Origin of the sequence: Halobacillus seohaensis (assembly GCF_042663045.1) — a bacterium.
Lineage (GTDB): Bacteria > Bacillota > Bacilli > Bacillales > Halobacillaceae > Halobacillus_A > Halobacillus_A seohaensis.
This window is the reverse complement of sequence record NZ_JBHSZV010000004.1, coordinates 76,893-98,252: the sequence shown is the minus strand read 5'-3', so window position 1 is coordinate 98,252 and position 21,360 is coordinate 76,893. Positions and strand designations below refer to the sequence as shown.

General features: G+C 37.2%; 24 protein-coding genes. 23 read left to right on the top strand and 1 reads right to left on the bottom strand.

All coding sequences use genetic code 11. The features are described 5' to 3' along the window. Window positions 1-48 precede the first annotated feature (48 nt). The 21 genes from ACFQIC_RS00740 to ACFQIC_RS00640 all read left to right on the top strand — a co-directional run bounded on the left by ACFQIC_RS00740 (window position 49) and on the right by ACFQIC_RS00640 (window position 16,077). Window positions 49-903, top strand: a complete 855-nt coding sequence (locus ACFQIC_RS00740) for a DUF72 domain-containing protein (protein WP_204706308.1) — start codon at window positions 49-51, stop codon at window positions 901-903. A gap of 9 nt (window positions 904-912) precedes the next feature. After that, on the top strand, window positions 913-1,545 hold the full coding sequence (locus tag ACFQIC_RS00735; RefSeq protein ID WP_204706306.1) for an HD domain-containing protein: 633 nt from the start codon (window positions 913-915) through the stop codon (window positions 1,543-1,545). Next, entirely contained in the window at window positions 1,538-2,494 is a 957-nt protein-coding gene (locus tag ACFQIC_RS00730) for a thymidylate synthase (protein WP_204706304.1), read from the top strand. The genes ACFQIC_RS00735 and ACFQIC_RS00730 overlap by 8 nt, the downstream gene beginning before the upstream one ends. 19 nt (window positions 2,495-2,513) lie before the next feature. Then, window positions 2,514-3,008 carry a dihydrofolate reductase gene (locus ACFQIC_RS00725; protein WP_204706302.1) on the top strand — a complete coding sequence of 165 codons (495 nt, stop codon included), beginning with the start codon at window positions 2,514-2,516 and terminating at the stop codon, window positions 3,006-3,008. After that, complete coding sequence (gene mobA, locus ACFQIC_RS00720) at window positions 3,005-3,595, top strand: molybdenum cofactor guanylyltransferase (RefSeq protein WP_204706300.1); 591 nt, start codon at window positions 3,005-3,007, stop codon at window positions 3,593-3,595. Before ACFQIC_RS00725 ends, mobA begins: the two co-directional genes overlap by 4 nt. Before the next feature lie 155 nt (window positions 3,596-3,750). Continuing rightward, window positions 3,751-3,966 (top strand): twin-arginine translocase TatA/TatE family subunit, encoded by a 216-nt coding sequence (locus ACFQIC_RS00715; RefSeq protein ID WP_204706298.1) that lies wholly within the window; start codon window positions 3,751-3,753, stop codon window positions 3,964-3,966. Window positions 3,967-3,980: 14 nt separating this feature from the next. Continuing rightward, window positions 3,981-4,169: a twin-arginine translocase TatA/TatE family subunit gene (gene tatA / locus ACFQIC_RS00710; protein WP_204706296.1), complete on the top strand. Its 189-nt coding sequence runs from the start codon at window positions 3,981-3,983 to the stop codon at window positions 4,167-4,169. 75 nt (window positions 4,170-4,244) lie between these two features. Next, window positions 4,245-4,997: a twin-arginine translocase subunit TatC gene (tatC, locus tag ACFQIC_RS00705; RefSeq protein ID WP_204706294.1), complete on the top strand. Its 753-nt coding sequence runs from the start codon at window positions 4,245-4,247 to the stop codon at window positions 4,995-4,997. A gap of 85 nt (window positions 4,998-5,082) precedes the next feature. Then, entirely contained in the window at window positions 5,083-5,301 is a 219-nt protein-coding gene (locus tag ACFQIC_RS00700) for a YozE family protein (protein ID WP_204706292.1), read from the top strand. A gap of 99 nt (window positions 5,302-5,400) precedes the next feature. After that, on the top strand, window positions 5,401-6,555 hold the full coding sequence (locus ACFQIC_RS00695; protein WP_204706290.1) for an exonuclease SbcCD subunit D: 1,155 nt from the start codon (window positions 5,401-5,403) through the stop codon (window positions 6,553-6,555). A 1-nt stretch (window position 6,556) separates the two neighbouring features. Beyond that, on the top strand, window positions 6,557-9,673 hold the full coding sequence (locus ACFQIC_RS00690) for an AAA family ATPase (RefSeq protein WP_204706288.1): 3,117 nt from the start codon (window positions 6,557-6,559) through the stop codon (window positions 9,671-9,673). A 17-nt stretch (window positions 9,674-9,690) separates the two neighbouring features. Beyond that, window positions 9,691-9,939 (top strand): DUF2584 family protein, encoded by a 249-nt coding sequence (locus tag ACFQIC_RS00685; RefSeq protein ID WP_204706286.1) that lies wholly within the window; start codon window positions 9,691-9,693, stop codon window positions 9,937-9,939. 106 nt (window positions 9,940-10,045) lie between these two features. After that, a complete protein-coding gene (locus ACFQIC_RS00680) occupies window positions 10,046-10,717 on the top strand; it encodes a uracil-DNA glycosylase (protein ID WP_204706284.1) in 672 nt (223 codons plus the stop codon). A 72-nt stretch (window positions 10,718-10,789) separates the two neighbouring features. Further along, window positions 10,790-11,425, top strand: coding sequence for a VrrA/YqfQ family protein (vrrA, locus tag ACFQIC_RS00675; protein ID WP_390216893.1), 636 nt, complete (start codon window positions 10,790-10,792; stop codon window positions 11,423-11,425). An 84-nt stretch (window positions 11,426-11,509) separates the two neighbouring features. After that, entirely contained in the window at window positions 11,510-12,469 is a 960-nt protein-coding gene (msrB, locus tag ACFQIC_RS00670; RefSeq protein WP_204706280.1) for a peptide-methionine (R)-S-oxide reductase MsrB, read from the top strand. A gap of 79 nt (window positions 12,470-12,548) precedes the next feature. After that, window positions 12,549-13,127, top strand: a complete 579-nt coding sequence (locus ACFQIC_RS00665) for a TetR/AcrR family transcriptional regulator (RefSeq protein ID WP_204706278.1) — start codon at window positions 12,549-12,551, stop codon at window positions 13,125-13,127. A 130-nt stretch (window positions 13,128-13,257) separates the two neighbouring features. After that, the gene (locus ACFQIC_RS00660; protein ID WP_204707540.1) at window positions 13,258-13,869 is read left to right on the top strand and encodes an alpha/beta hydrolase; all 612 of its coding nucleotides are present in this window, start codon (window positions 13,258-13,260) and stop codon (window positions 13,867-13,869) included. Window positions 13,870-13,919: 50 nt separating this feature from the next. Then, window positions 13,920-14,123, top strand: coding sequence for a DUF6501 family protein (locus ACFQIC_RS00655; RefSeq protein ID WP_204706276.1), 204 nt, complete (start codon window positions 13,920-13,922; stop codon window positions 14,121-14,123). Window positions 14,124-14,308: 185 nt separating this feature from the next. After that, complete coding sequence (locus ACFQIC_RS00650) at window positions 14,309-14,854, top strand: histidine phosphatase family protein (protein ID WP_204706274.1); 546 nt, start codon at window positions 14,309-14,311, stop codon at window positions 14,852-14,854. Between the two features lie 136 nt (window positions 14,855-14,990). Further along, the gene (locus tag ACFQIC_RS00645; protein WP_204706272.1) at window positions 14,991-15,227 is read left to right on the top strand and encodes an indolepyruvate ferredoxin oxidoreductase subunit alpha; all 237 of its coding nucleotides are present in this window, start codon (window positions 14,991-14,993) and stop codon (window positions 15,225-15,227) included. A 112-nt stretch (window positions 15,228-15,339) separates the two neighbouring features. Continuing rightward, window positions 15,340-16,077, top strand: a complete 738-nt coding sequence (locus ACFQIC_RS00640) for an SDR family oxidoreductase (protein WP_204706270.1) — start codon at window positions 15,340-15,342, stop codon at window positions 16,075-16,077. Between the two features lie 44 nt (window positions 16,078-16,121). Here the strand turns inward: ACFQIC_RS00640 and ACFQIC_RS00635 are convergent, their stop codons facing one another. Next, the gene (locus tag ACFQIC_RS00635) at window positions 16,122-16,397 is read right to left on the bottom strand and encodes an acylphosphatase (RefSeq protein WP_204706268.1); all 276 of its coding nucleotides are present in this window, start codon (window positions 16,395-16,397) and stop codon (window positions 16,122-16,124) included. A gap of 62 nt (window positions 16,398-16,459) precedes the next feature. Here ACFQIC_RS00635 and ACFQIC_RS00630 point away from each other — a divergent pair, with 62 nt between their 5' ends. Then, on the top strand, window positions 16,460-17,461 hold the full coding sequence (locus ACFQIC_RS00630) for a P1 family peptidase (RefSeq protein ID WP_204706267.1): 1,002 nt from the start codon (window positions 16,460-16,462) through the stop codon (window positions 17,459-17,461). A gap of 113 nt (window positions 17,462-17,574) precedes the next feature. Further along, window positions 17,575-21,189, top strand: a complete 3,615-nt coding sequence (locus ACFQIC_RS00625; protein ID WP_204706265.1) for a dynamin family protein — start codon at window positions 17,575-17,577, stop codon at window positions 21,187-21,189. Window positions 21,190-21,360 lie beyond the last annotated feature (171 nt).

Genomic DNA, 21,360 nt, shown 5'->3' with positions numbered 1-21,360 from the left:
TGAAACGGTGGTGTTTTTGCTACAATTTGAAGGAGAGGGGGATAGACAATGACGATTCGTATTGGACTTACAGGGTGGGGAGATCATGCTACTCTTTACCCAGACCAAACAAAATCAGATGAAAAGCTTTCCGTCTATGCTTCTCACTTTCCAGTAGTAGAGGTGGATACCGCTTTTTATGCAATCCAGCCAGTTACCCACTATAAGAAATGGCTTCGTCAAACACCGGAAAGTTTTTCCTTTGTTATTAAAGCCTTCCAACAGTTAACAGGTCATGATCGGCAAACGAGAACGGTACAAGAAGCAAAGGATCTTATCAAGAGATATGAAGAATCGATCCAACCTATTATTGAGAGTGGTAAATTGCAATCGTTACTTTTTCAATTTCCTCCTTGGTTTGATGTAAGGAAAGAACACATTCAGAAGCTAAGGCTTATTAAAGATTGGCTAGAACCTTATCCGCTTGCTTTAGAATTTCGGAATCGATCTTGGTTTACGAAAGAGTATAAAAATCAAACATTGCAATTTATGAAAGATCATCAGTGGATTCACACTATTTGTGATGAGCCTCAAGCAGGAGAGGGTTCTGTACCTCTTGTGGAAGCACCTACACATCCAGCACAAACCATGGTACGCTTTCACGGGAGAAATATTCATGGATGGAATAAAAATGGAAGAAAAGACTGGAGAAAAGTCCGGTTTTTGTATCGCTACAATGAACAAGAATTAGTAGAATGGAAACAAAGAGTGGAACGTCTAAAGAAAATAACACCAGAAGTTACTCTCTTATTTAACAATAATTCCGGTGGGGATGCAGCGGATAATGCAAAGCAAATGCAAGAACTTTTACAAATCAAATATAAAGACTTAAATCCTAGACAAATGGATCTTTTTCAATTTTAGAGGTGAGTTATGAGTAAAGACGACGTACTTCAGGCAATTAGTCGTTATGTTTATCAGCAGTTTGCGAATGATCCGACAGGTCACGATTTCTTTCATATGAAAAGAGTAGCAGACTGGTCGTTTTTTTTAGCAAAAGAAGAAGGGGCTAATTCTTTCGTGGCGGAAGCGGCTGGGTGGCTGCATGATATCGGAGACGCTAAGTTATTTGCTCAACCGAAACAAGCTCTTGTAGATCTTCAAGTATTTCTTAGATCGTTAGACATAGAAGCGGAAATCATTGATGAAATTTCCGTCGCTATTAAAAACGTGTCTTTTTCCAAAGGAGCTATACCTGAAACATTAGAAGGTAAGATCGTCCAAGATGCTGATAGGCTAGATGCAATTGGTGCGATTGGTATTGCGCGGACGTTTGCATATGGAGGTGTGAAAAATCAACTGCTTCACACAGAGGATGATCGTGAAGCAACATCGATTCAACATTTCTATGATAAACTTTTAAAATTATCTGCTCTTATCCACACGGATCGAGCGAAACAGGAAGCAGCAATCCGCCATCAGTTTATGGAAGAATACTTAGGACAGTTTTTACAAGAATGGCAGAGTAACTTAAATTCAAAAAAAGCAGGTGGACAACATGAATAATGAGAAAAAATATTTAAACCTTTGTCGTGAAGTGATGGAACAAGGAACAAAGAAAGAGGATCGCACCGGTACCGGGACTTATTCCACCTTTGGGTATCAAATGAAATTCAATTTGCAAGAAGGATTTCCCTTATTAACGACGAAACGAATCCCATTCCGTTTAATTGCTAGTGAACTTCTCTGGTTTATTAAAGGGGATACGAATATTCGATACCTATTGCAGCATAACAATAACATTTGGAATGAGTGGGCTTTTCAATCGTATGTGGAAAGTGAAGAGTATCGTGGTCCGGACATGACCAACTTTGGTATTCGGAGCCAACAAGATGAGGCATTCAAGGCAATATATGACGAAGAAATGAATGTTTTCAAAGAAAAAATACTCACAGATGATGCATTTAGTGAACGTTTCGGTGACTTAGGTTCCGTGTACGGAAAACAGTGGCGAGCTTGGCAAACAACCCGTGGGGAAACAATTGACCAATTAAAAGACGTAATAGATAGTATTAAACATAATCCTGATTCAAGACGACATATTGTTACGGCTTGGAATCCTGAAGATGTACCATCAAACATGGCTTTGCCTCCCTGCCATATGATGTTTCAATTTTATGTAGCGGACGGAAAACTGTCTTGTCAACTTTATCAAAGGAGTGCGGACATTTTCCTAGGCGTACCATTCAACATCGCAAGCTATGCTCTGCTAACTCACTTGATTGCAAAAGAATGTGGACTAGCAGTAGGAGAGTTCGTTCATACCCTTGGTGATGCACATATTTATTCCAATCATATTGAACAAATTAATAAACAGTTAGCGAGAGAGCCAAGACAGGCGCCATCCTTATGGCTTAACGATGAGAAAACAAGTGTGTTTGATTTTGAAATGGAAGATATTAAAATAGAAGGATATGATCCACATCCAGGAATAAAAGCGCCTGTGGCAGTATAAATAAGGGAGTGATTTTGTTATGATTTCTTTTGTGTTTGCGATGGACAAAAATCAACTTATTGGAAAAGACAATGATTTACCTTGGTATATTCCTCGTGACTTTAAATTTTTTAAAGAAACAACGTGGGGAGAAACCATTATAATGGGAAGAAAAACTTTTGAATCATTTGGTAAGCCTCTTCCCGAGCGTAATCATATTATCATTACATCTGATCCGGATTACGAAGTCGATGGCTGTGACGTTTATCATTCCATCGATGATATCATTCGTTTGAATGAAACGTATTCAGATAAAGAGTGGTTTGTCATCGGTGGGAGTGTTTTGTTTGAAAAAATGCTACCGTTTGCTGATCGAATGTACATGACTTATATTGATTATGCTTTTGATGGAGACACCTATTTTCCTGAATACGAAGAAGCTGATTGGCAATTAATCGAAGAAACAAAGGGGAAGAAAGATGAGAAAAATCCATATGACTATTACTTTCGAATATATAATAGAGTAAAGTTATGATAACGATGGAAGTGTCCATTGGTGGAGCTATTCTCGCAGGTGGGGGTTCTACTCGAATGGGGACAGATAAAGCCAACCTGTACGTTGGAACAGAGACTGTCTTAACAAGGACTTATAATGTGTTAAAAGAAGAAGTTGCTTCCGTTCTTATTAACCGCAATGAAGCAGGCGTTGGATTCATTAACGATATTTATAAAAATAGTGGTCCCTTGGCGGGGCTGCATGCTGTATTAGACTATGCTTCAAATGATTATGTAGCGGTTGCTGCATGTGATACGCCGTTTATTGATTCAAAAGTGATTCAACGATTATTGGCACATACTACAGAAGGAACGGATGCTATTATCCCTGTTTATGACGGTAGAATTCAGCCGTTATCCGGGATTTACCATAAGCGTTTAGCTGAGGACTGTGAGCGACTGCTTAGTGAAGGGGAAAGAAAGATGCAGTCCCTTTTATCGCAGTGTCGTGTTACTTATGTGACAGACTTTTCAGGAATCCCTTCAAATACAGTATACTGGCACTTTTTTAATATGAATACAAAGGAAGACTATGAAGAGGCTCTTAAGTACTGTAGAAAATCGTAACTCTATAAAGACATAGGTTTCTAAACGTGATATGATAGACGCAGATTACTGAAAAAACATATCAACTTTGTGACGTTTACAATAGAACCTTATGATTCACGATGATTAGTAGTATAATTAAAAATAACTCGATATATAGAAGGAAGGTGACATCTATGCTTTCAAGTATTGGCATTCCTGGATTGATTTTAATCTTAGTGATTGCTCTTGTAATTTTTGGACCGAAGAAACTTCCTGAAATTGGAAAAGCCACTGGCGAAACGTTGAGAGAATTTAAAAAATCTGCTCGTGACTTAACAGGAGACGCTAAAGACGATGTAACAGAAGCGAAAGATATCATTGACGATAAAGGCTCTAACGAGAAAAAATAATGGGGTGTTGAGAGTTGTTATCTAGCATTGGCGTGCCCGGCCTTATACTTATACTGATCATGGCATTAATTATTTTTGGACCTGCAAAACTTCCGGAGATTGGAAGATCTTTTGGTAGCTCTTTAAAAGAATTTAAAAAAGCTGCGGGAGATATGATGGCTGATGATCAATCAACGAAAAATGAAGACAAAAAAGATAAATAAAGAAGATGTAAGGGAACCCCCTTACATCTTCTTTATGTCAGGCAAACCATTATTAGCCTGGAGGGACTTTCGATCATGTCAGAAGATAAAAACAGTAAACAAGATTTGGAAATGAATATAACTGATCACCTAAGCGAGCTTAGAAAGAGAATCATCTGGTCTTTAGGGTCATTTATTGTTTTTTTTATAGTAGGATTTGTATTCATTCGGGATATTTATGGTTTTCTTGAAAAGGACATACCGATACAACTTAGTGTAACTAGTCCTGGGGAAATCATTTGGATTTATTTTACCATTGCTAGCATTATCGCGATAATCGTTTCATTGCCGATGTTATGCTTACAGTTATGGTTGTTTATTAAGCCAGCCTTAACGTCAAAAGAGAAAAAAGTCTCTCTTGGATACATACCAGCTATTTTCTTGCTTTTTGTAGCAGGATTATCATTCGGATACACTGTTTTTGTTCAGTTGATCTTACCTTTCTTGCTTTCACTTAATGAAGGCATGTTTAATGAATTATTTACTGTAGAAAGATATTTCCGTTTTGTGTTTAGGGTAACGATTCCTTTTGCAATATTATTTGAGATACCAATAATCATTATGTTCCTTACGAGTTTAGGAATTATTAACCCAGAATTACTTGTAAAAATTAGAAAATATGCTTATTTTGTCCTGATTGTTGTTGGAACTATGATTTCTCCGCCAGACTTTATTTTGCAAATTGTTGTAGCTGTGCCGCTTATCATTTTATACGAAGTGAGCATCATTTTATCCCGTATAGTATATCGAAAAAAGTTAAGAGCTCAGCAAGAACTTATGGATGAATAAAAGAGTAGATTAACTTTTATTTTTGATTCTCCAATGTAAACATGATAAAACTATACAAAAGATATGGGTGAAGGAGGAAACGATGATGAGGTCATTTTACCATTATATGATGAGGTATCGCGGAAATCAGCAAGCAGACGATGAAAAACAGCTTGCGGAATGGATGTTTGAGGACCATAGTTTCCCTAAACAGTCGACATCGTATCATGAATTAAGCAATTATTTAGAGTTGAATATCCCATTTTCAAATGCGTTGGTCGTCTTTGATCAACTCTTTGACCATTACCAAGCTGAAGAGAATTGACTAAAAGATACCTGTGGTAGGTATCTTTTTATTTTTTCAAGAATGACTAAATTCTAGTATAATAGAAACAACAAGATTGCTAGAGAAAGTTGGAGAAAAATGAGAATTTTGCACACAGCCGATTGGCATTTGGGAAAAATCGTCAATAATGTCTACATGACAGAAGATCAACAATATATCCTTGAAAGATTTATAGAAATCGTACAGGAACAACACCCCGATGTCATTATTATTGCAGGGGATTTATATGATCGCTCGATACCTCCTAAACAAGCAGTTGAATTATTAAATCACACATTAACGAGGTTGATCAATGATTTAAATATCCCGGTTCTTGCGATCTCAGGCAATCATGATAGTCCTGATCGTCTGGAATTTGGATCTAAATTATTTAGAAAACAGGGGTTTTATTTGGATACCAAGTTATCTAAAGACTACGAGGCTGTTACTTTAAATGACGAAGTGGGCCCGGTTCATTTTCACTTAATTCCATATGTGGAACCTGCTGAAGTAGCATACATGTTAGAAGATCCGTCAATTAAAACTCATCAACAAGCCACGGAACGGTTAATAGAATTTATAATGAGGCAATATGAGCCAACAGAACGTCACGTTTGGATCGGTCATGCGTTTATTGCAGGCGGAATGGAATCGGAATCTGAAGAGCGATTATCGATGATAGGTGGAACTCCGTACGTAGATGCATCTCTTTTTGAGCAATTTTCTTATGTTGCTTTAGGTCACCTCCATCAATCTCAAAAAATTAAACGAGATTCCGTTCGCTATAGTGGATCTATACTGAAATATTCCTTTTCAGAAGCTAACCACAATAAATCGGTAACTTTAGTAGATTTAAAAGATGATGGATCATGTGACATTGAAAAAATTCCACTTATTCCAAAACGCGACTTTGAAGTTGTAGAAGGGTATTTTTCTAATTTATTGGAAGGTCAATCGAGCCAAAATCCTAACAATTACTTGCATATACGTCTCCTTGATGATGGACAAATTTTAGACCCAATGGGGAAATTGAGGAAAGTGTATCCAAACATTCTCCATTTAGAGAGAGTGGCATTTTCACCTAGTAAACAAAAGGAAGACTTGCAGGAATTAAAATCTCGACAGAAACTTGCTCCTTTTGATTTGTTTACGGCTTTTTATAAAGATATTAAGGGTGATGATTTACCAGAACAACGTAAAGAGCTAATTCAAACAGCAATTGAAGAATTACGTTCAAAAGAAAGGGGGAAATAATGTGAAGGCTTTACATCTTGTTTTGAATGCTTTTGGGCCGTTTAAACAAAAGCAAACAATCGATTTCAGCCAATTAGGTGAAGAATCCATATTCTTAGTAACGGGGCCGACTGGAGCAGGAAAGACCACGATTTTTGATGCGATGTGTTTTGCCCTCTATGGTAGAGCAAGTGGAACAGATCGGGATCAAGACACGTTGAAAAGTCATTTTGCTGCTGATACGGATACGACTTATGTAGATTTCTCTTTTATGCTTCGGGGGAAGCAATACCGAATTGAACGTATGCCGAAACAATGGAAAAAGAAAGAACGTGGGGAAGGGTACAAGGAAGAACCGACTCGTGCCCAATTATATATAATGAGTAATGGTGAAGAACGTTTAATAGCTTCAAAGATTAAAGAAGTGAACGATACAGTCGAAGAACTATTAAGTCTGGACTATGATCAATTCAGGAAGATGATTATGATTCCTCAAGGAGAATTTCGGAAACTGATTTCTGAAAACAGCAAGGAAAGGGAAGATATTTTACAAAAAATCTTCCACACCCATTTCTTTTCCCAGTTATCTGAGCACTTTAAAGATTTAACAAAATCCTTAGAAAAACAAATGGAGCAATATCAATGGAAGCTGGATCAAGAGATAGAAAAAATTCATTGGCTCCCGGATGAGGAATCGACCGGAGAAGAGGATCCTCAAATCATACGAAATCGATTAGAAAAGACTTTGAATGAGCAATCTATTCGAAAGAAAAGCGAAGAAGAAGAATTGTCCAAGTTATCAAAATCGACCGAAGAGGCTCAAGAGAATTACCACAAAGCTAAATCAATAGAAGATTTATTTGCAGAACAAGAAAAGTTAAGAAATGAACAAGCTGAACTTTCTAATCAACAATCTCACTACAATCATTTGAGTGAGATGATTGAGTTAGCTAAACAAGCCAATGAAGTTAAACCTGTTGAACAACAAGTAGAGGAACGTAATCGCGATGTTGTTAAACTAGAGCAAGATTTCCTCGAACAAAAGCAGTTTCGTACCAAAGTCGAGGAAGAATATAAACAGTTATTAGCCAGCTATGAAAAAGAAAGTTCAAAAGAGGAAGAACGGGAACAATTAAAAGAAGATGTGAAAAGAAAAGAAGAAATGCGTGAGAAATTAGACCAATTATTCAAGCTACAAAAACAATTGAATGATATGGAAAACAAACAATCTAATATCCAAGATCGATTGAATAAAATTTCAAAGAGTAAAAAGGAGAAGCAGTTAGAAAAGGAGAACTTAACTGATCTCTCTTCTAAAGAACGAGAAATAACGTCACAAGTCTACGATACGAAAGAAAAGTTAGATGATGCAAAGCGATCTTTAGATCAGACTACACGTCTCAAGAAAGAATGGGAAACTCTGCAACAACTGCGAACAAAATATCAAACTTTAAAAGAAGAAGCTACTACATTTTTTGAACGAAAGGAGAAGGCTAAGGCCCAGTATGATGAAGCGGTAGAGCAATTGAAACAGCATCGAGCCTACCACTTGGCTATAGACCTAACAACTGAACAGGCTTGTCCTGTGTGTGGATCCACTAACCATCCGTCTGTAGCAGAAAAGCCAGATGGAGTAAAATCAAATGAAGAAATGGATCGACTTAAAAAATCATATGAGCATTACGAACAAAAATATACGAGCAAACATGAAGAGATGACGACTGCTAGAGCTCAAGGAACATCTCAAAAACAGCTCGTTGATACATTGCTGAATGACTTAACAGAACAAATAGAAGGGGAACTTTCTACCGAAATGATCCTGGAGGCATTTACCCGAATAGAGAAGTGGATAACTAAGCTTCAAGAAACTTGGGAAATGACGAATAAGCAATTGAATAAGATCCACGAAGCTACAGATACACTTGCTAAGCTAGAAGATAACCTTAATCAGTTAATTGAACAAGAAGAAGAATTAAATAAACATCATAATCAATTGCTTCAAGAAAAAGTTGCCATACAAACGCAGCTAGAAAATTTAAAAAACACCTATGCTTTCGATACTATGGATGCTCAAGAAATGGCTGATAAGGTAGCAGAAGCTGAAAAGGCATATCAACAAGCCACCGAAAAATGGGAACAGGTACAAAAAGGCTTCAAAGTTAAATCCGATCAGTTCCAGCAAGCACGTACGAAAGAAGAAGAATTAAATCGCTACCTAGATCAAACCAAAAAAATACTTGAGGAAAAGAAAAAAGAGTTCAAAGAAACCCTTGACCAATTCAATTTTTCAAGTGAAGAAACTTACCGAAAAGCTCTAATGAAATCGGACGATATCAGTCAATCAATTGAACGTCTCAATACTTATAATCAACGAAAGGGGATTATACAAGAACGATTAAGTGAACTTTCGGTAAAACTCAAGGAAGAAACACGACCTGCACTTAATCAAATGTTAGCAATATGGGAAGAACAAAAACAACAAACTTATCAGAAACAAGAAGTTGTAAATGAAATGAATATGGTTTTTAAACAAAATACAACGGTTCTTTCCTCCATTGATAAATTGATGAATGAACAGAAAGAATTTGCTCATCAATATTATGATTTAGCTGAATTATCAAATCTCGCACGAGGAGACAACCCACTAAAACTCTCTTTAGAACGCTACGTGTTAGCTTCATACTTGGATGAAATCCTAGTGCAAGCGAATATTCGCTTTGATCAGATGAGTGATCATCGTTATCAGCTGTTGCGTAGCGATGGGGTAGCTAAACGAGGAGCTCAAAGTGGTCTTGATTTAGAAGTGATTGATCATCATACTGGACAAAAGCGTTCCGTTCGTACATTGTCTGGTGGAGAAGGATTCAAAGCAAGCTTAAGTCTAGCCCTTGGTATGGCCGATGTCGTTCAATCACATGCAGGGGGCGTACAGTTAGAAACCTTATTTATTGATGAAGGGTTCGGAACGTTAGATGAGGTTTCTCTTGAACAAGCGATAGGATGCTTAAGAAGTCTCCAGGACGGGAATAGAATGTTAGGTATTATTTCACATGTTTCTCAACTGAAAGAAGAAATTCCTGCTAAGTTACAAATTCATTCGGGACAAGAAGGCTCTTCCGTTGAATTTACGTTTCAATAAGATAAGGAGGTCATACAATGTCAACACCGCTTTCAATGGAATGGGCATTAATTACAGGTGGAAAAGAAAAAAGGGTCAATTCAAATGATAATTTATTTGAAATTACTTTTGAGGGATACAAATTATTTCCGATGAATGAAACGATTGATATTAAAAGAAATATTGGATCAGATCAAATTGGTTCAGGAGAGATTAAGGAACTGTTACTAAAAGATAATGCAACAGTTTGCAAATACCGATTAATTTCGCTTCATTCCGTCAACTAAATGATGAGGTCAATTTCAAATGATGTCACTTCCTGCGCTTGCCCAGGAAATAATTAAACGAAAATCAGGGGAATATTAAAATGAACAAGAAGTAAAGGTGATAGTTATGACAGTGTTCTCAAACGACTGGTCTACCATGTTATCAGATGAAATGAAAAAAGATTACTATTTGGACCTGCGTGAATTTTTAAAAAAAGAGTATGCATCAGAAAGAATATTTCCTCGAATGAATGAAATCTTCGCTGCTCTGCATCATACATCTTTTGGCGGAACAAAGGTTGTGATTATAGGTCAAGATCCGTATCATGGGGAAGGTCAGGCCCATGGTTACAGTTTTTCCGTGCAACGAGGTGTTGCAGTGCCTCCTTCTTTAAAAAATATTTATAAAGAGCTCTCCAGTGACTTAGGGATAGACCCTCCACAGCATGGAAACCTGGTTTCATGGGCTGAACAAGGGGTGCTGTTATTAAATAACGTATTAACTGTTCGAGCCCATCAAGCTCATTCTCATCGTAATATGGGGTGGGAAAGGTTCACGGATAAAGTCATAGCTGTTCTAAACAAGAGAGAACGTCCTGTAGTTTTTATTTTATGGGGGAAACCTGCCCAGAGAAAAGCAGCATCTGTGGATCAAAACAAGCACCTAGTCATTCAATCACCACATCCAAGCCCATTATCTGCATATAAAGGATTTTTCGGAAGTCGCCCATTTTCTAGAGCTAATGAGTTTCTTAGCGAACAAAGAGAAGGTCCTGTGGACTGGGAATTAGAAAAATAAACCTCTGCTGGCCCATACGATTGCTCCGTTAGTTGCATAGGCTATTTTATGACAAGTTACGGAGGGGTCTTTATGTATAGAAATCAACCACCCTTTTTTGGCCCTACAGGAAATTATCCAGGAGCTCAACCTCAACAACAATTTCAAAATATTAGAGGTTTACTGCCGAAGTTTTTAAACAAGGGAGGCCCACAAGCAGCTTCAGGCGGATTCGGAGGTTCACCGTTTTTTGGGCCCCCGTCTCAAGTCGCTCAGACTGCCGGAGGGACAGGATGGCTCAATCAAATTCAAAGTGCACTAAAAGCCATGCAATCAGCTGCCCCCATGGTAGAACAGTACGGTCCCATGATGAAAAACATACCTGCTATGATCAATATGATGAAGCTTATGAACGAATCCGATGAAGAGGAAGAGGAAAGTTCTAGTGGGAAAAGTTCTAAAAAAAGAAAACGGAGTGAATCGAGACCGAGTGCTGATAAACAAGAAGAAAACAGACCTCGATCTAGAGCCTCTGAAGAAAAAAAGCCTAGCAAAAATGGGAGAAGTTTAAATAAAAGAAAATCCTACGATTCTAAGCATAGGACTAAGCAAGAAGAAAGTTCCACTAGATCGAGAGAAAACAGGAAACATGAGAATGAATCAAAGTCCAAAAAAAGAAGACATTCTACTCCATCTCAAGGAACATCACAGCCTAAGTTGTATATCTAGGCTGTGCGTGTGACTTGATTTTTTCTTGTTTTTTCGCAAAAATAAGAAACACGTTAGTAAAATTGTAACAATGGAGGTCCTCATATGAATCAAGAAAATCAAGTCGCTACATTTGCAGGTGGATGCTTTTGGTGTATGGTTGAGCCATTTGAAGAAAGACCTGGCATTTTATCAGTAACATCTGGTTATACAGGAGGCCATACAGATAATCCAACGTATATGTCAGTTATCACTGAAACAACTGGCCACCGGGAAGCTGTTCAGATTGTTTATAACCCGGATATCTTTCCATATGAACGACTTCTAGAAATCTTCTGGCAGCAGATTGATCCTACCGATGCAGGCGGACAGTTTGCTGATCGGGGAGAATCTTACAAGACGGCTATTTATTATCATAACGAAGTACAAAAGCAAATGGCTGAAGAAAGTAAACGAAATATAGAAGTTTCAAATATATTTAAACAACCGATTGTGACTGATATACTACCAGCGAAAACTTTTTATCAAGCAGAAAACGAACATCAGGAATATCATAAAAAAAATTCTTACCATTATAAACGATATAAAAAAGGATCTGGACGAGCCGATTTTATAAAAGATCATTGGAGCGTAACGAAGGATAAAGAAGAACTCAAACAGAAATTATCTCCGACTCAATATCATGTAACCCAGGAAAATGGCACAGAGCGTCCTTTTCAAAATGAATACCATGATCATGAGCAAGAGGGGATTTATGTTGATATAATATCGAAGGAGCCTTTATTTAGTTCGAAAGATAAATATGATGCAGGCTGCGGGTGGCCAAGCTTTACAAAACCTATCGAAAAACAGCAAGTGCGAGAGAACGTTGATGCTTCCCACGGTATGGTTCGTACGGAGGTTCGAAGTGATAAAGCTGATTCTCATCTAGGACATATATTCGAAGACGGTCCGGTTGAACAAGGTGGAATGCGCTATTGTATCAATTCAGCTGCACTCGAATTTATATCAAAAGAAAATTTAGACGAGAGGGGTTATGGATATTTAAGCTATTTATTTAAATAGAGAAAAGCAGGCATTTGAAGCCTGCTTTTTTTATAGGTATGATTTGGATACGCGATAACTAGTGAAAGGAGGAACGTCCATGGGGAGAAAAAAATCACTAACGGAAGAAGAACTATTCAAAGCAACAAGAGAATTACTTAAAAAAGAAGGAATTCATGGCGTTCACTTTAAAAAACTTTCAGAAATCCTTGATGTAGGACGTAGTACGCTTTACGAATATTATCGCAGTAAAGAGGATTTATTGGTCGCTTATTTACGAGGAATTATGAAGGAAATGAACGAACGAATAGAAGCTATTTCATGTCAACTACCTGCAAATGAAAAGCTTAAACAGCTATTGTTTATATTGTTAGATCATGCTCAAATTCATCAAGTGGAACGAATGATTCGTGATATACAAACGAGTAATGAAGAAGTAGCTTCCTTTTATCAATCTAAACTAGCAGCAGAGCATCGAAAAACGTATGACAAAATGGTTCATTGGATTGAAGCGGCAAAGAGTGAGAACATATGGGGGGAGAAGGTGGATACAGGAATTATAGCAGACATTATTTTTCATGCGATTCTTTTTCCTTATAAAAGTAAAATAGGCAACCAAGAAATGGCAGATCAACTATTTCAATTGATTGAGTTTGGGATACAAAAAAACGGGTCATAGTACTTCGAGATAGTAGGTGAGAATGTCTATTGAATTTTTGACAATATCTCGAATTAAAGATAAAATATCGGTGAAACAATTAAAAGAACGATAATTATATTATGTTAATTAGGAGGTAGAAATTATGAAAATGAAACATATTTTTAAAGAGGGACGATCAAAAGATAATCATGTTTTATTATTTTTACACGGTACTGGTGGAACAGAACAAGATTTACTTCCATTGGCTAAAATGATCGATCCAGAGGCAGCTATCTTATCTGTTAGAGGTAATGTTTCTGAACAAGGCATGCCTCGATTTTTTCGGCGATTAGGCGAAGGTGTATTTGATGAAGAGGATTTGATCTATCGTACAGAGGAGTTGAATTCATTTCTAGATGAAGCGGCTGATGAATATGGATTCCATCGGGAAAAAATAGTTGCTGTAGGGTATTCTAACGGAGCTAACATAGCAGGAAGCCTGCTTTTCCATTACAACAACAGTTTGAAAGCGGCAATTTTATACCATCCAATGGTCCCAAGACGAGGAATAGAACTTCCTGATTTGTCTTCTACCCCTGTATTTATTGGTGCTGGAGAAAACGATCCTATCTGTTCAGCTCAGGAAACAAAAGATCTAAAGGCGCTTATGGAAGAGGCTGGTGCTTCTGTAGAAACCCATTGGGAAAAACAGGGTCATAGCTTGACTCAAGCTGAAGTGAAAAAATCAGCCGAATGGTATCAAAGACTTCTCACGAATTGAGTCGAAAAGCTATTTTATGTATGATAGACATAAAAGGGGGATGGACGAGCATGATTCATAAAACATGGGACCAAGCAGCAACGATTAAACAAGTTGAATGTATTCACAACGAAGCTGAAAAATTTGTAGTTAATAACGTACTGACTACAGGTAAAGTATACGATGTTAAAAACGAAAGTGAAGAATTTTACTTCGTTCTTGATAATTCGGGAAGAATAGGCGGCTTCTACAAAGATTATTTTAAGGAAGTGTAAAAACAGGAGTGTGTAGGACTCACTCCTGTTTTTGTATTTAAAGAAAGAATGCCTGATGTTTTTATGGGTAAAATATTAAAGCTTAGTAGCTTAATTTCAAAAGAAACCATTGTTCACTTCTTGTCAATAGCCATTCTATCATTGATAATAGTAGTAAGGTGAAAGTTAGAAGGGGGAGTCAAAAGATGGACAAACTTATTTTAGTACGCCATAGTGAGACAGAAGGACAGCACGAGGACTCACCATTAACAAAGTTGGGTGTTCGACAGGCACAAGTGTTAACTACATTTCTAGAGCATTCCGGATATGAAATTAATCGTATTGTTTCAAGTCCTTTCTTACGTGCAATTGAAACGATCAAGCCATTTGCCCTTAACAAAGGTATTGAGATTGAGCGGGATGAGCGATTGGAAGAGCGTATTTTAAGTCATACTCCATTAGACGATTGGGAAGAAGCCCTGTATGACACTTTTCAGGATCCTGAGCTTAAAATGTCTGGTGGAGAATCTTCTTCTGAAGCCAAAAAGCGTGTGGTTTCCTTGGTTCAGGAACTTGAAAAAGAATCGGGAAATGTTCTTTTAGTTACTCACGGTAATCTTATGGCATTACTCCTCCAAAAATATAATCGTGAATTTGGTTTCAACGAATGGAAGCGTCTCTCCCGTCCTGATATCTTCTTAGTTCAAAAGCAGGGCGGCGAATATACAGTTGAAAGAATTTGGCAAGATTAATGCTTTCCACTTTTAACTAGCAAGTAGGATTGCGTAATTAATAGATAATCGTTATCATGTGTAGAGGGAACTTCTTTAAGCTTCCCTTAGTGATGTATATATACATCTTTAATTTTCTGAGAAGGAGGAGATTCACTTGGCATTTGTAATAACTTCCCCTTGTAAAGACGAGAAAGCTGGCGAATGTGTCGATGTTTGTCCAGTTGACTGTATTGAAGAGGGTAAAGATATGTTTTATATCGATCCAGCAATTTGTATAGATTGTGGCGCGTGTGAAGCTGTTTGTCCAGTTGAGGCAATTTATATTGAGGATGAAGTTCCTGAACAAGAAAACAAATACATTGAACTAAATCGTAAATTCTTTCAAGAATAGTAATTAACGAACGAAAGCCATCTCTGATTATCAGGAGGTGGCTTTTATTTATGAATAATTAAGCTGTAAAGAGGGTATCAGATAAGAAGATAGGTAAAAGGAGGAATAATTCATGGATCAGTTAACGAATAAAGTAGCAATTATAACCGGGGCAAGTAGTGGTATTGGTAAGGCTATAGCCAAAGAGTTAGCCAATAAAGGAGCAAACGTCGTTCTGGCCGCTAGACGCTCAGAAAAACTACAGCAGCTGGCAACAACTATTCAAGAAAAATATGCTGTGAAGGCTATAGTCATCGAATCAGACGTAACAAATCGTTCCGATGTAGAAAATCTTGTTCAGCAGACAAAGAAGGATCTTGGACGTGTTGACATATACGTGAATAATGCAGGAGTTATGCTTTTATCTTTCCTAAAAAATGATCATATTGATGAATGGGAACAAATGGTTGATGTAAATATTAAAGGTGTTCTATACGGGATTCATGCAGTTCTTCCGACAATGATAGAACAGGAGGCTGGACATATTGTTAATGTCTCCTCTGTAGCTGGACACGAAGTATTCCCATCTAGCACCGTCTATAGTGCGACAAAGTATGCTGTCAAAGCTTTATCTATGGGGATGGAGAAAGAATTGTCGCGATCAGGTGTACGGGTAACGAATGTATCACCAGGTGCTGTTGAGACAGAATTAACGGAACATATTACCGATGGTGATGTGATCGACATGTTTAAAGATCGCAACATGACACCATTGGAATCCGATGACATTGCTAGTGCAGTAGCCTATGCTCTAACACAACCAGAGACGGTGAATGTGAACGAAGTTATTGTCCGCCCTATGCACAAATAAAGTAATAAACACACCGCCCTCTATGTAGTGCGGTGTGTTTATTGTTAGTATGCGATTTTGAATTTTTTATGTCCTTTTTCATTATGGTAAGTTTGTTCATCTATAGTACGAACTTTAATAAATGGATTAGGCTCTTCCTGTATGGTTTTCAAAAAGGTTTGCAGAGATTCATCACTAGCCTCGGCTTCCATTTCTACAGTTCCATCGTCTCTATTTTTTATCCAACCTTTAATTCCGTGCTGTTGAGCTATGGATTGAGCAGTTGCTCGAAAACCAACGCCTTGTACTTGTCCATGAAAAATCCATTGTAATCTTGTCATAATAACACCTCCATTATATCTTTACCTTTTTTTCTTAAATTAAAAACATTAAAGGAGAGTAGATGAAACTGATTGAAATAAACCTTCAAGACATTAAAGGCTTTTGCTTTGCGAATGAACAGAATCAAGCAGCTGGGACTGGCTGTACAGTTATCTTATCAAAACAAGGAGTATTAGCTGGAGTAGATGTTCGAGGTGGAGCGCCAGGAACGAGAGAAACGGATTTGCTAAAATCTGAAAATTTAGTTGAGGAGATCCACGGCCTATTTTTAGCAGGAGGTAGTGCTTATGGGTTGTCTGTGGGTAGTGGTGTCATGGAAGTTTTGGAAAAGGAAAATAGTGGATTTGATGTCACTGTGGCAAAAGTGCCGATTGTTCCTGGGGCTATTTTGTTTGATCTTAATATTGGTTCGTCTGACATTCGGCCTGATTCCGAAATGGGAGTGAGAGCTGCAGAGATTGCTTTAGAAAGCCCTCCTTTCATAAGTGGGAATTACGGAGCGGGTACAGGAGCATCCGTAGGAAAGTGCCAAGGGAATGATAGAGCTATGAAGGGCGGAATTGGTCAATTTGCCATTCAGGTAGGAAATTTGCAAATTGGTGCTGTAGTAGCGGTCAATAGTTTTGGTGACATTATCGATCCTTCTAGTGGTGAACGTATTGCAGGTGTTTTTGATCGAAATAAGCAAAAGTTCATGAAAACTGAACGAATTTTATTAGAAGACATGGAGTCACAGCGAACCAATCGGTTTAGTGGAAATACATCTCTGGGAGTAGTCGTGACAAATGCTTCAATGACGAAATCACAGGCTAATAAGCTCGCGTCCATAGCTCACGATGGGTTTGCTCGTACGATGATGCCTTCGCACACTTTTGTAGATGGAGATACAATATTTACGATGAGCACGAATGATGTCGAAGTAGATTTAAATAGTTTAAGTTATTTAACTACCTATGTGGTAGAACGTGCGGTAGTTGAAGCGATTCACGCGGCGCAAAGTAACTATGGGTTGTTATCGTATAGAGATATCAAAAAGTTGTACAAGCAGGATCAAAGCAAATGATGAAATTTACATATCCACTTGATTAAAATATAGTAAATCTATAACAAAAGTACATAAGCTTTCTGCTATAATGGGGCTAATAAGGAATTGGTAGATTAAAGGAGAATAGAATTATGACTGTACCCATGACAAAAAGTTATAGTCCAGCTATTGCACAAATTACTGCATTGTATGAAGAAGTTAATCAATATTATCCTTCTTTAGCGGAGGAATTGTTAGAGTTGATCGATAAATTACATAATCAAGAAGTTATGATAGGATTTGCAGGACATTTTTCTGCAGGTAAATCTACAATGATTAACCATTTAGCAGAGTGTTCGATATTGCCTTCAAGTCCTATTCCAACAAGTGCTAATATCGTTAAATTGTTTGATGGTCCTGATTTTACTACGATTCATTATAATAAAGTACCGCCTGAGAAGTATGAAGGTTCACTTGATCTTGAGACGATTCAAACTTTATGTCGAGATGGTGACACTATTCGAGGCATTGATATTAGCCGGTCTATTGAACGTATACCTTCTCATGTGAAAATTTTAGATACTCCAGGTGTCGATTCTGCGAATGATGCCGATCGGTTAATAACGGAGTCTTCACTACACTTAATGGATTTTATGTATTATGTAATGGATTATAATCATGTTCAATCTGAAGTTAACCTCAATTTCCTTTTAGAAATGCAAAAACGTCAAATGCCTTTTTCTATCGTGATTAATCAAGTAGACAAACATAAGGATGAAGAACTTTCATTCGAACGCTTTCTAGAAAGTGTTAATGAATCTTTTAAGGATTGGGGTATTCACCCTGAAGGTATCTATTATACTTCTCTTAAAGAATTAAATCATCCATACAATCGGCTCTCTGATTTAAAAAGGGATTTTGAGGAACGGTTCACTACAAAACATATATCAGATCATGCATTATTACATGCCGAGGCTATTTTAGAGGTAAGTGAGAAAGAATTTACAGAGCAATTTGCGGAGAAGTTAGAGAACTTAGATCTGTTGTTAGAAAAGGCGAATCAGACGATTGAACAAGAAAACTTTAATGGATCCGAAACATTGTTGAAACAACAAGAAGACCGGATCCCTAAAGCAAAGGAACAATTTCAGGAACGTTTAATTAAATTTATTTTTAATGCTTATTTAATGCCCAGTTTCTTAAGGGACAAGGCTAGGGAATATTTAGAATCTGCACAGACAGACTTCAAGGTTGGTCTGCTGTTTTCAAAAAAGAAAACAGCAGAGGAAAAACAGCAGCGTTATGAGTTATTCATAGACGAGCTTGAAAAAACAATGGAGAAAAACTTAATATGGCCTTTAAAAGAGCGACTTATTTCATATTTAGAGGAACAAAAGATTATCAACGAAGCTCTTTTGGAAAGTGCACAAACATTTCAATTCATATATTCCTTTGATCGAGTGTCACAGCTTATTGAGTCAGGTGCAGCGGTGACTGGTGAGTATGTATTAAGATATACTAATCAATTGACAAAAGATATTCAGAAACAAGCTCGTAACAAAATGAATGCATGGTGGAAGGAAATAGAAAACGAGTTAAATCAACAAACTAATGCAGAATCCGTTGTTTACCGTGATTTGATTGAAGCTATTCACCAAAAAGAAAAAGCTAACGAGGAGATTAATACAATTCAGCGCAAAAGTTCACAGTTTAGAAAGCAATTAACCTCTGCGTTCAAAGAGAAAGAAGTTTCTAAAGAGGCAATGGACAGGGTGCTAGAAGAATTAAATAAACGTTCTGAAGCCATTATAGTGAAGTCGCCGGTTAAACTTTCTCAGACGGTAAAAAGCGGAAACTACCCTGAATTTGCTGAAAGTGAAGAGTCACTTGTTACTAGACGTTCTTCGTTTACTGATAATATAGAAGAAAAAGCTAAACAAATCCAAGCGATTATTGATGGTGTCGATGGTTTACAAGGATTAAGAAGTCAATTGGAGGAAAAACAGCAGCGATTGGCTAATAGGCAGTACACGATCGCATTATTCGGTGCTTTTAGTGCAGGTAAGTCTTCTTTTGCTAATGCTTTATTAGGAGATCATGTGCTACCCGTTTCACCTAACCCAACGACAGCAACGATCAACAAAATATCTCCTCCAACGGTTGATTATCCACACCAAACGGTAATGGTTAAAGTGAAATCTGAAGCGGAACTGATTGCTGATCTTAATTATGCTACGGATTGGTCTCTTCCAGATAATAATTTACTTGAGATATATGATACGATTCAGCAATGGGATGAAACATCATTTAATCGTTTAGCACATAAAAAACGGTCCTTCTTACGAGCTTTTGTGAATGGATATCAAAAAATGTTTGATTTCATTGGGGAGACAATGATGATTGCATGGGATGAAGTAGGAGCATATGTATCCGAGGAGAGAACGTCGTGTTTTATTGAATGGGTAGAAATGTTTTACGACTGTGAATGGACGAGGGAGGGGATCACTCTTGTTGATACTCCTGGAGCGGATTCAGTTAATTCTAGACATACAAATGTGTCTTTTGAATACATTAAAAATGCTGATGCCATCTTGTTTGTAACTTATTTTAATCATCCTTTTTCAAAAGCAGACCAATCTTTTCTTACCCAACTTGGACGTGTGAAAGATGCTTTCTCGATGGACAAAATGTTTTTTATAGTCAACGCTGCGGACTTAGCCTCATCAGAAGAGGAAAAGCTGCAAGTTGAAGATTACTTGCGTGATCAGTTATTGGAATTTCAAATTAGAAAACCAAGAATCTTTTCTTTATCTAGTCTTCAGGGTTTACAGGAAAAAAAAGAGCTTACAATTAATCATTCCGGGCTAGCAGATTTTGAGCAAAAGTTCGAAAACTTTCTAAGAGAAGAACTAGCAGAAATGCTTTACCATTCGATCGAACACGATATTAGCGAAATTGTTTCAACATTTGAGTCCTTTATTCATCATGCTTCATTAGATGAACAGCAAAAAGAAGAACAGTTGAGGCAATTAGAATCTGAAAAGCATCAAGCCGATAAAGTTTTTAACCAATTTTCTACCATAAGAGCAGATGAAGCGGTCAGTCAAAAAGTAAACAAACAACTTTACTATGTTCATGAACGTCTTATGCTTAACTTTAATGACTTTTTTACGAGTCATATTAATCCAGCTGTGATTAATGGCCAAAGAACAGAGGCTAAAGAACAATTGAAAATAGCTGCAAAAGCATTGTTGCAAGAAGTCGAATTTGAAATGAATCAGGAAATAAGGGCTGTGGTAATTCGAATGGAAACTTTCACTCAACAAATGCTCGATCAGTATCAAACTGAACTCTTAACTAGTTTGAAAAGGATCAAACCATCTTTAGAGTTAGAAAATCATGAATGGGGACAAACGGAAGCCATACAAATAAATCAGACATTATCTGTTGCTATTGAGGATTTAACTTCAATTTTTAAGATTTTCAAAGGTACTAAATCATTTTTTGAAGCTAATGAAAAGGAGAAAATGAGAGATGAAATTGCTCATTTAATTTCAGAGCCTCTGCGACAAGGAGTCATGGATAGTCATGAGCAAATTTCTCAACACTTTAAGGATCTAATTCAAGAAAAGGTGAACACTGCTTTTGTGAGATGGCAGAAGGAAGTTGAAAGTATCTTTGATAGGCTGATGTATAGTTTACGTCACCAAATAGATATTGAAGATTTACAGAAACGACTTGATTCTCTCACTAAAATTTCACAATAATTTAAGATATTGGAATACAGGTGTCGATTCAAAATATTAAATGTCAAAAGTTCTAGCAGTCCAATTTACAAATAAATTGGACTGCTTCTTTTTGTTAATTTAGCAAGGTTTACGGAATTCCATCCCATACTTTTAGATTAAAGCATTGTATCTGGATTTTGATAATAATAG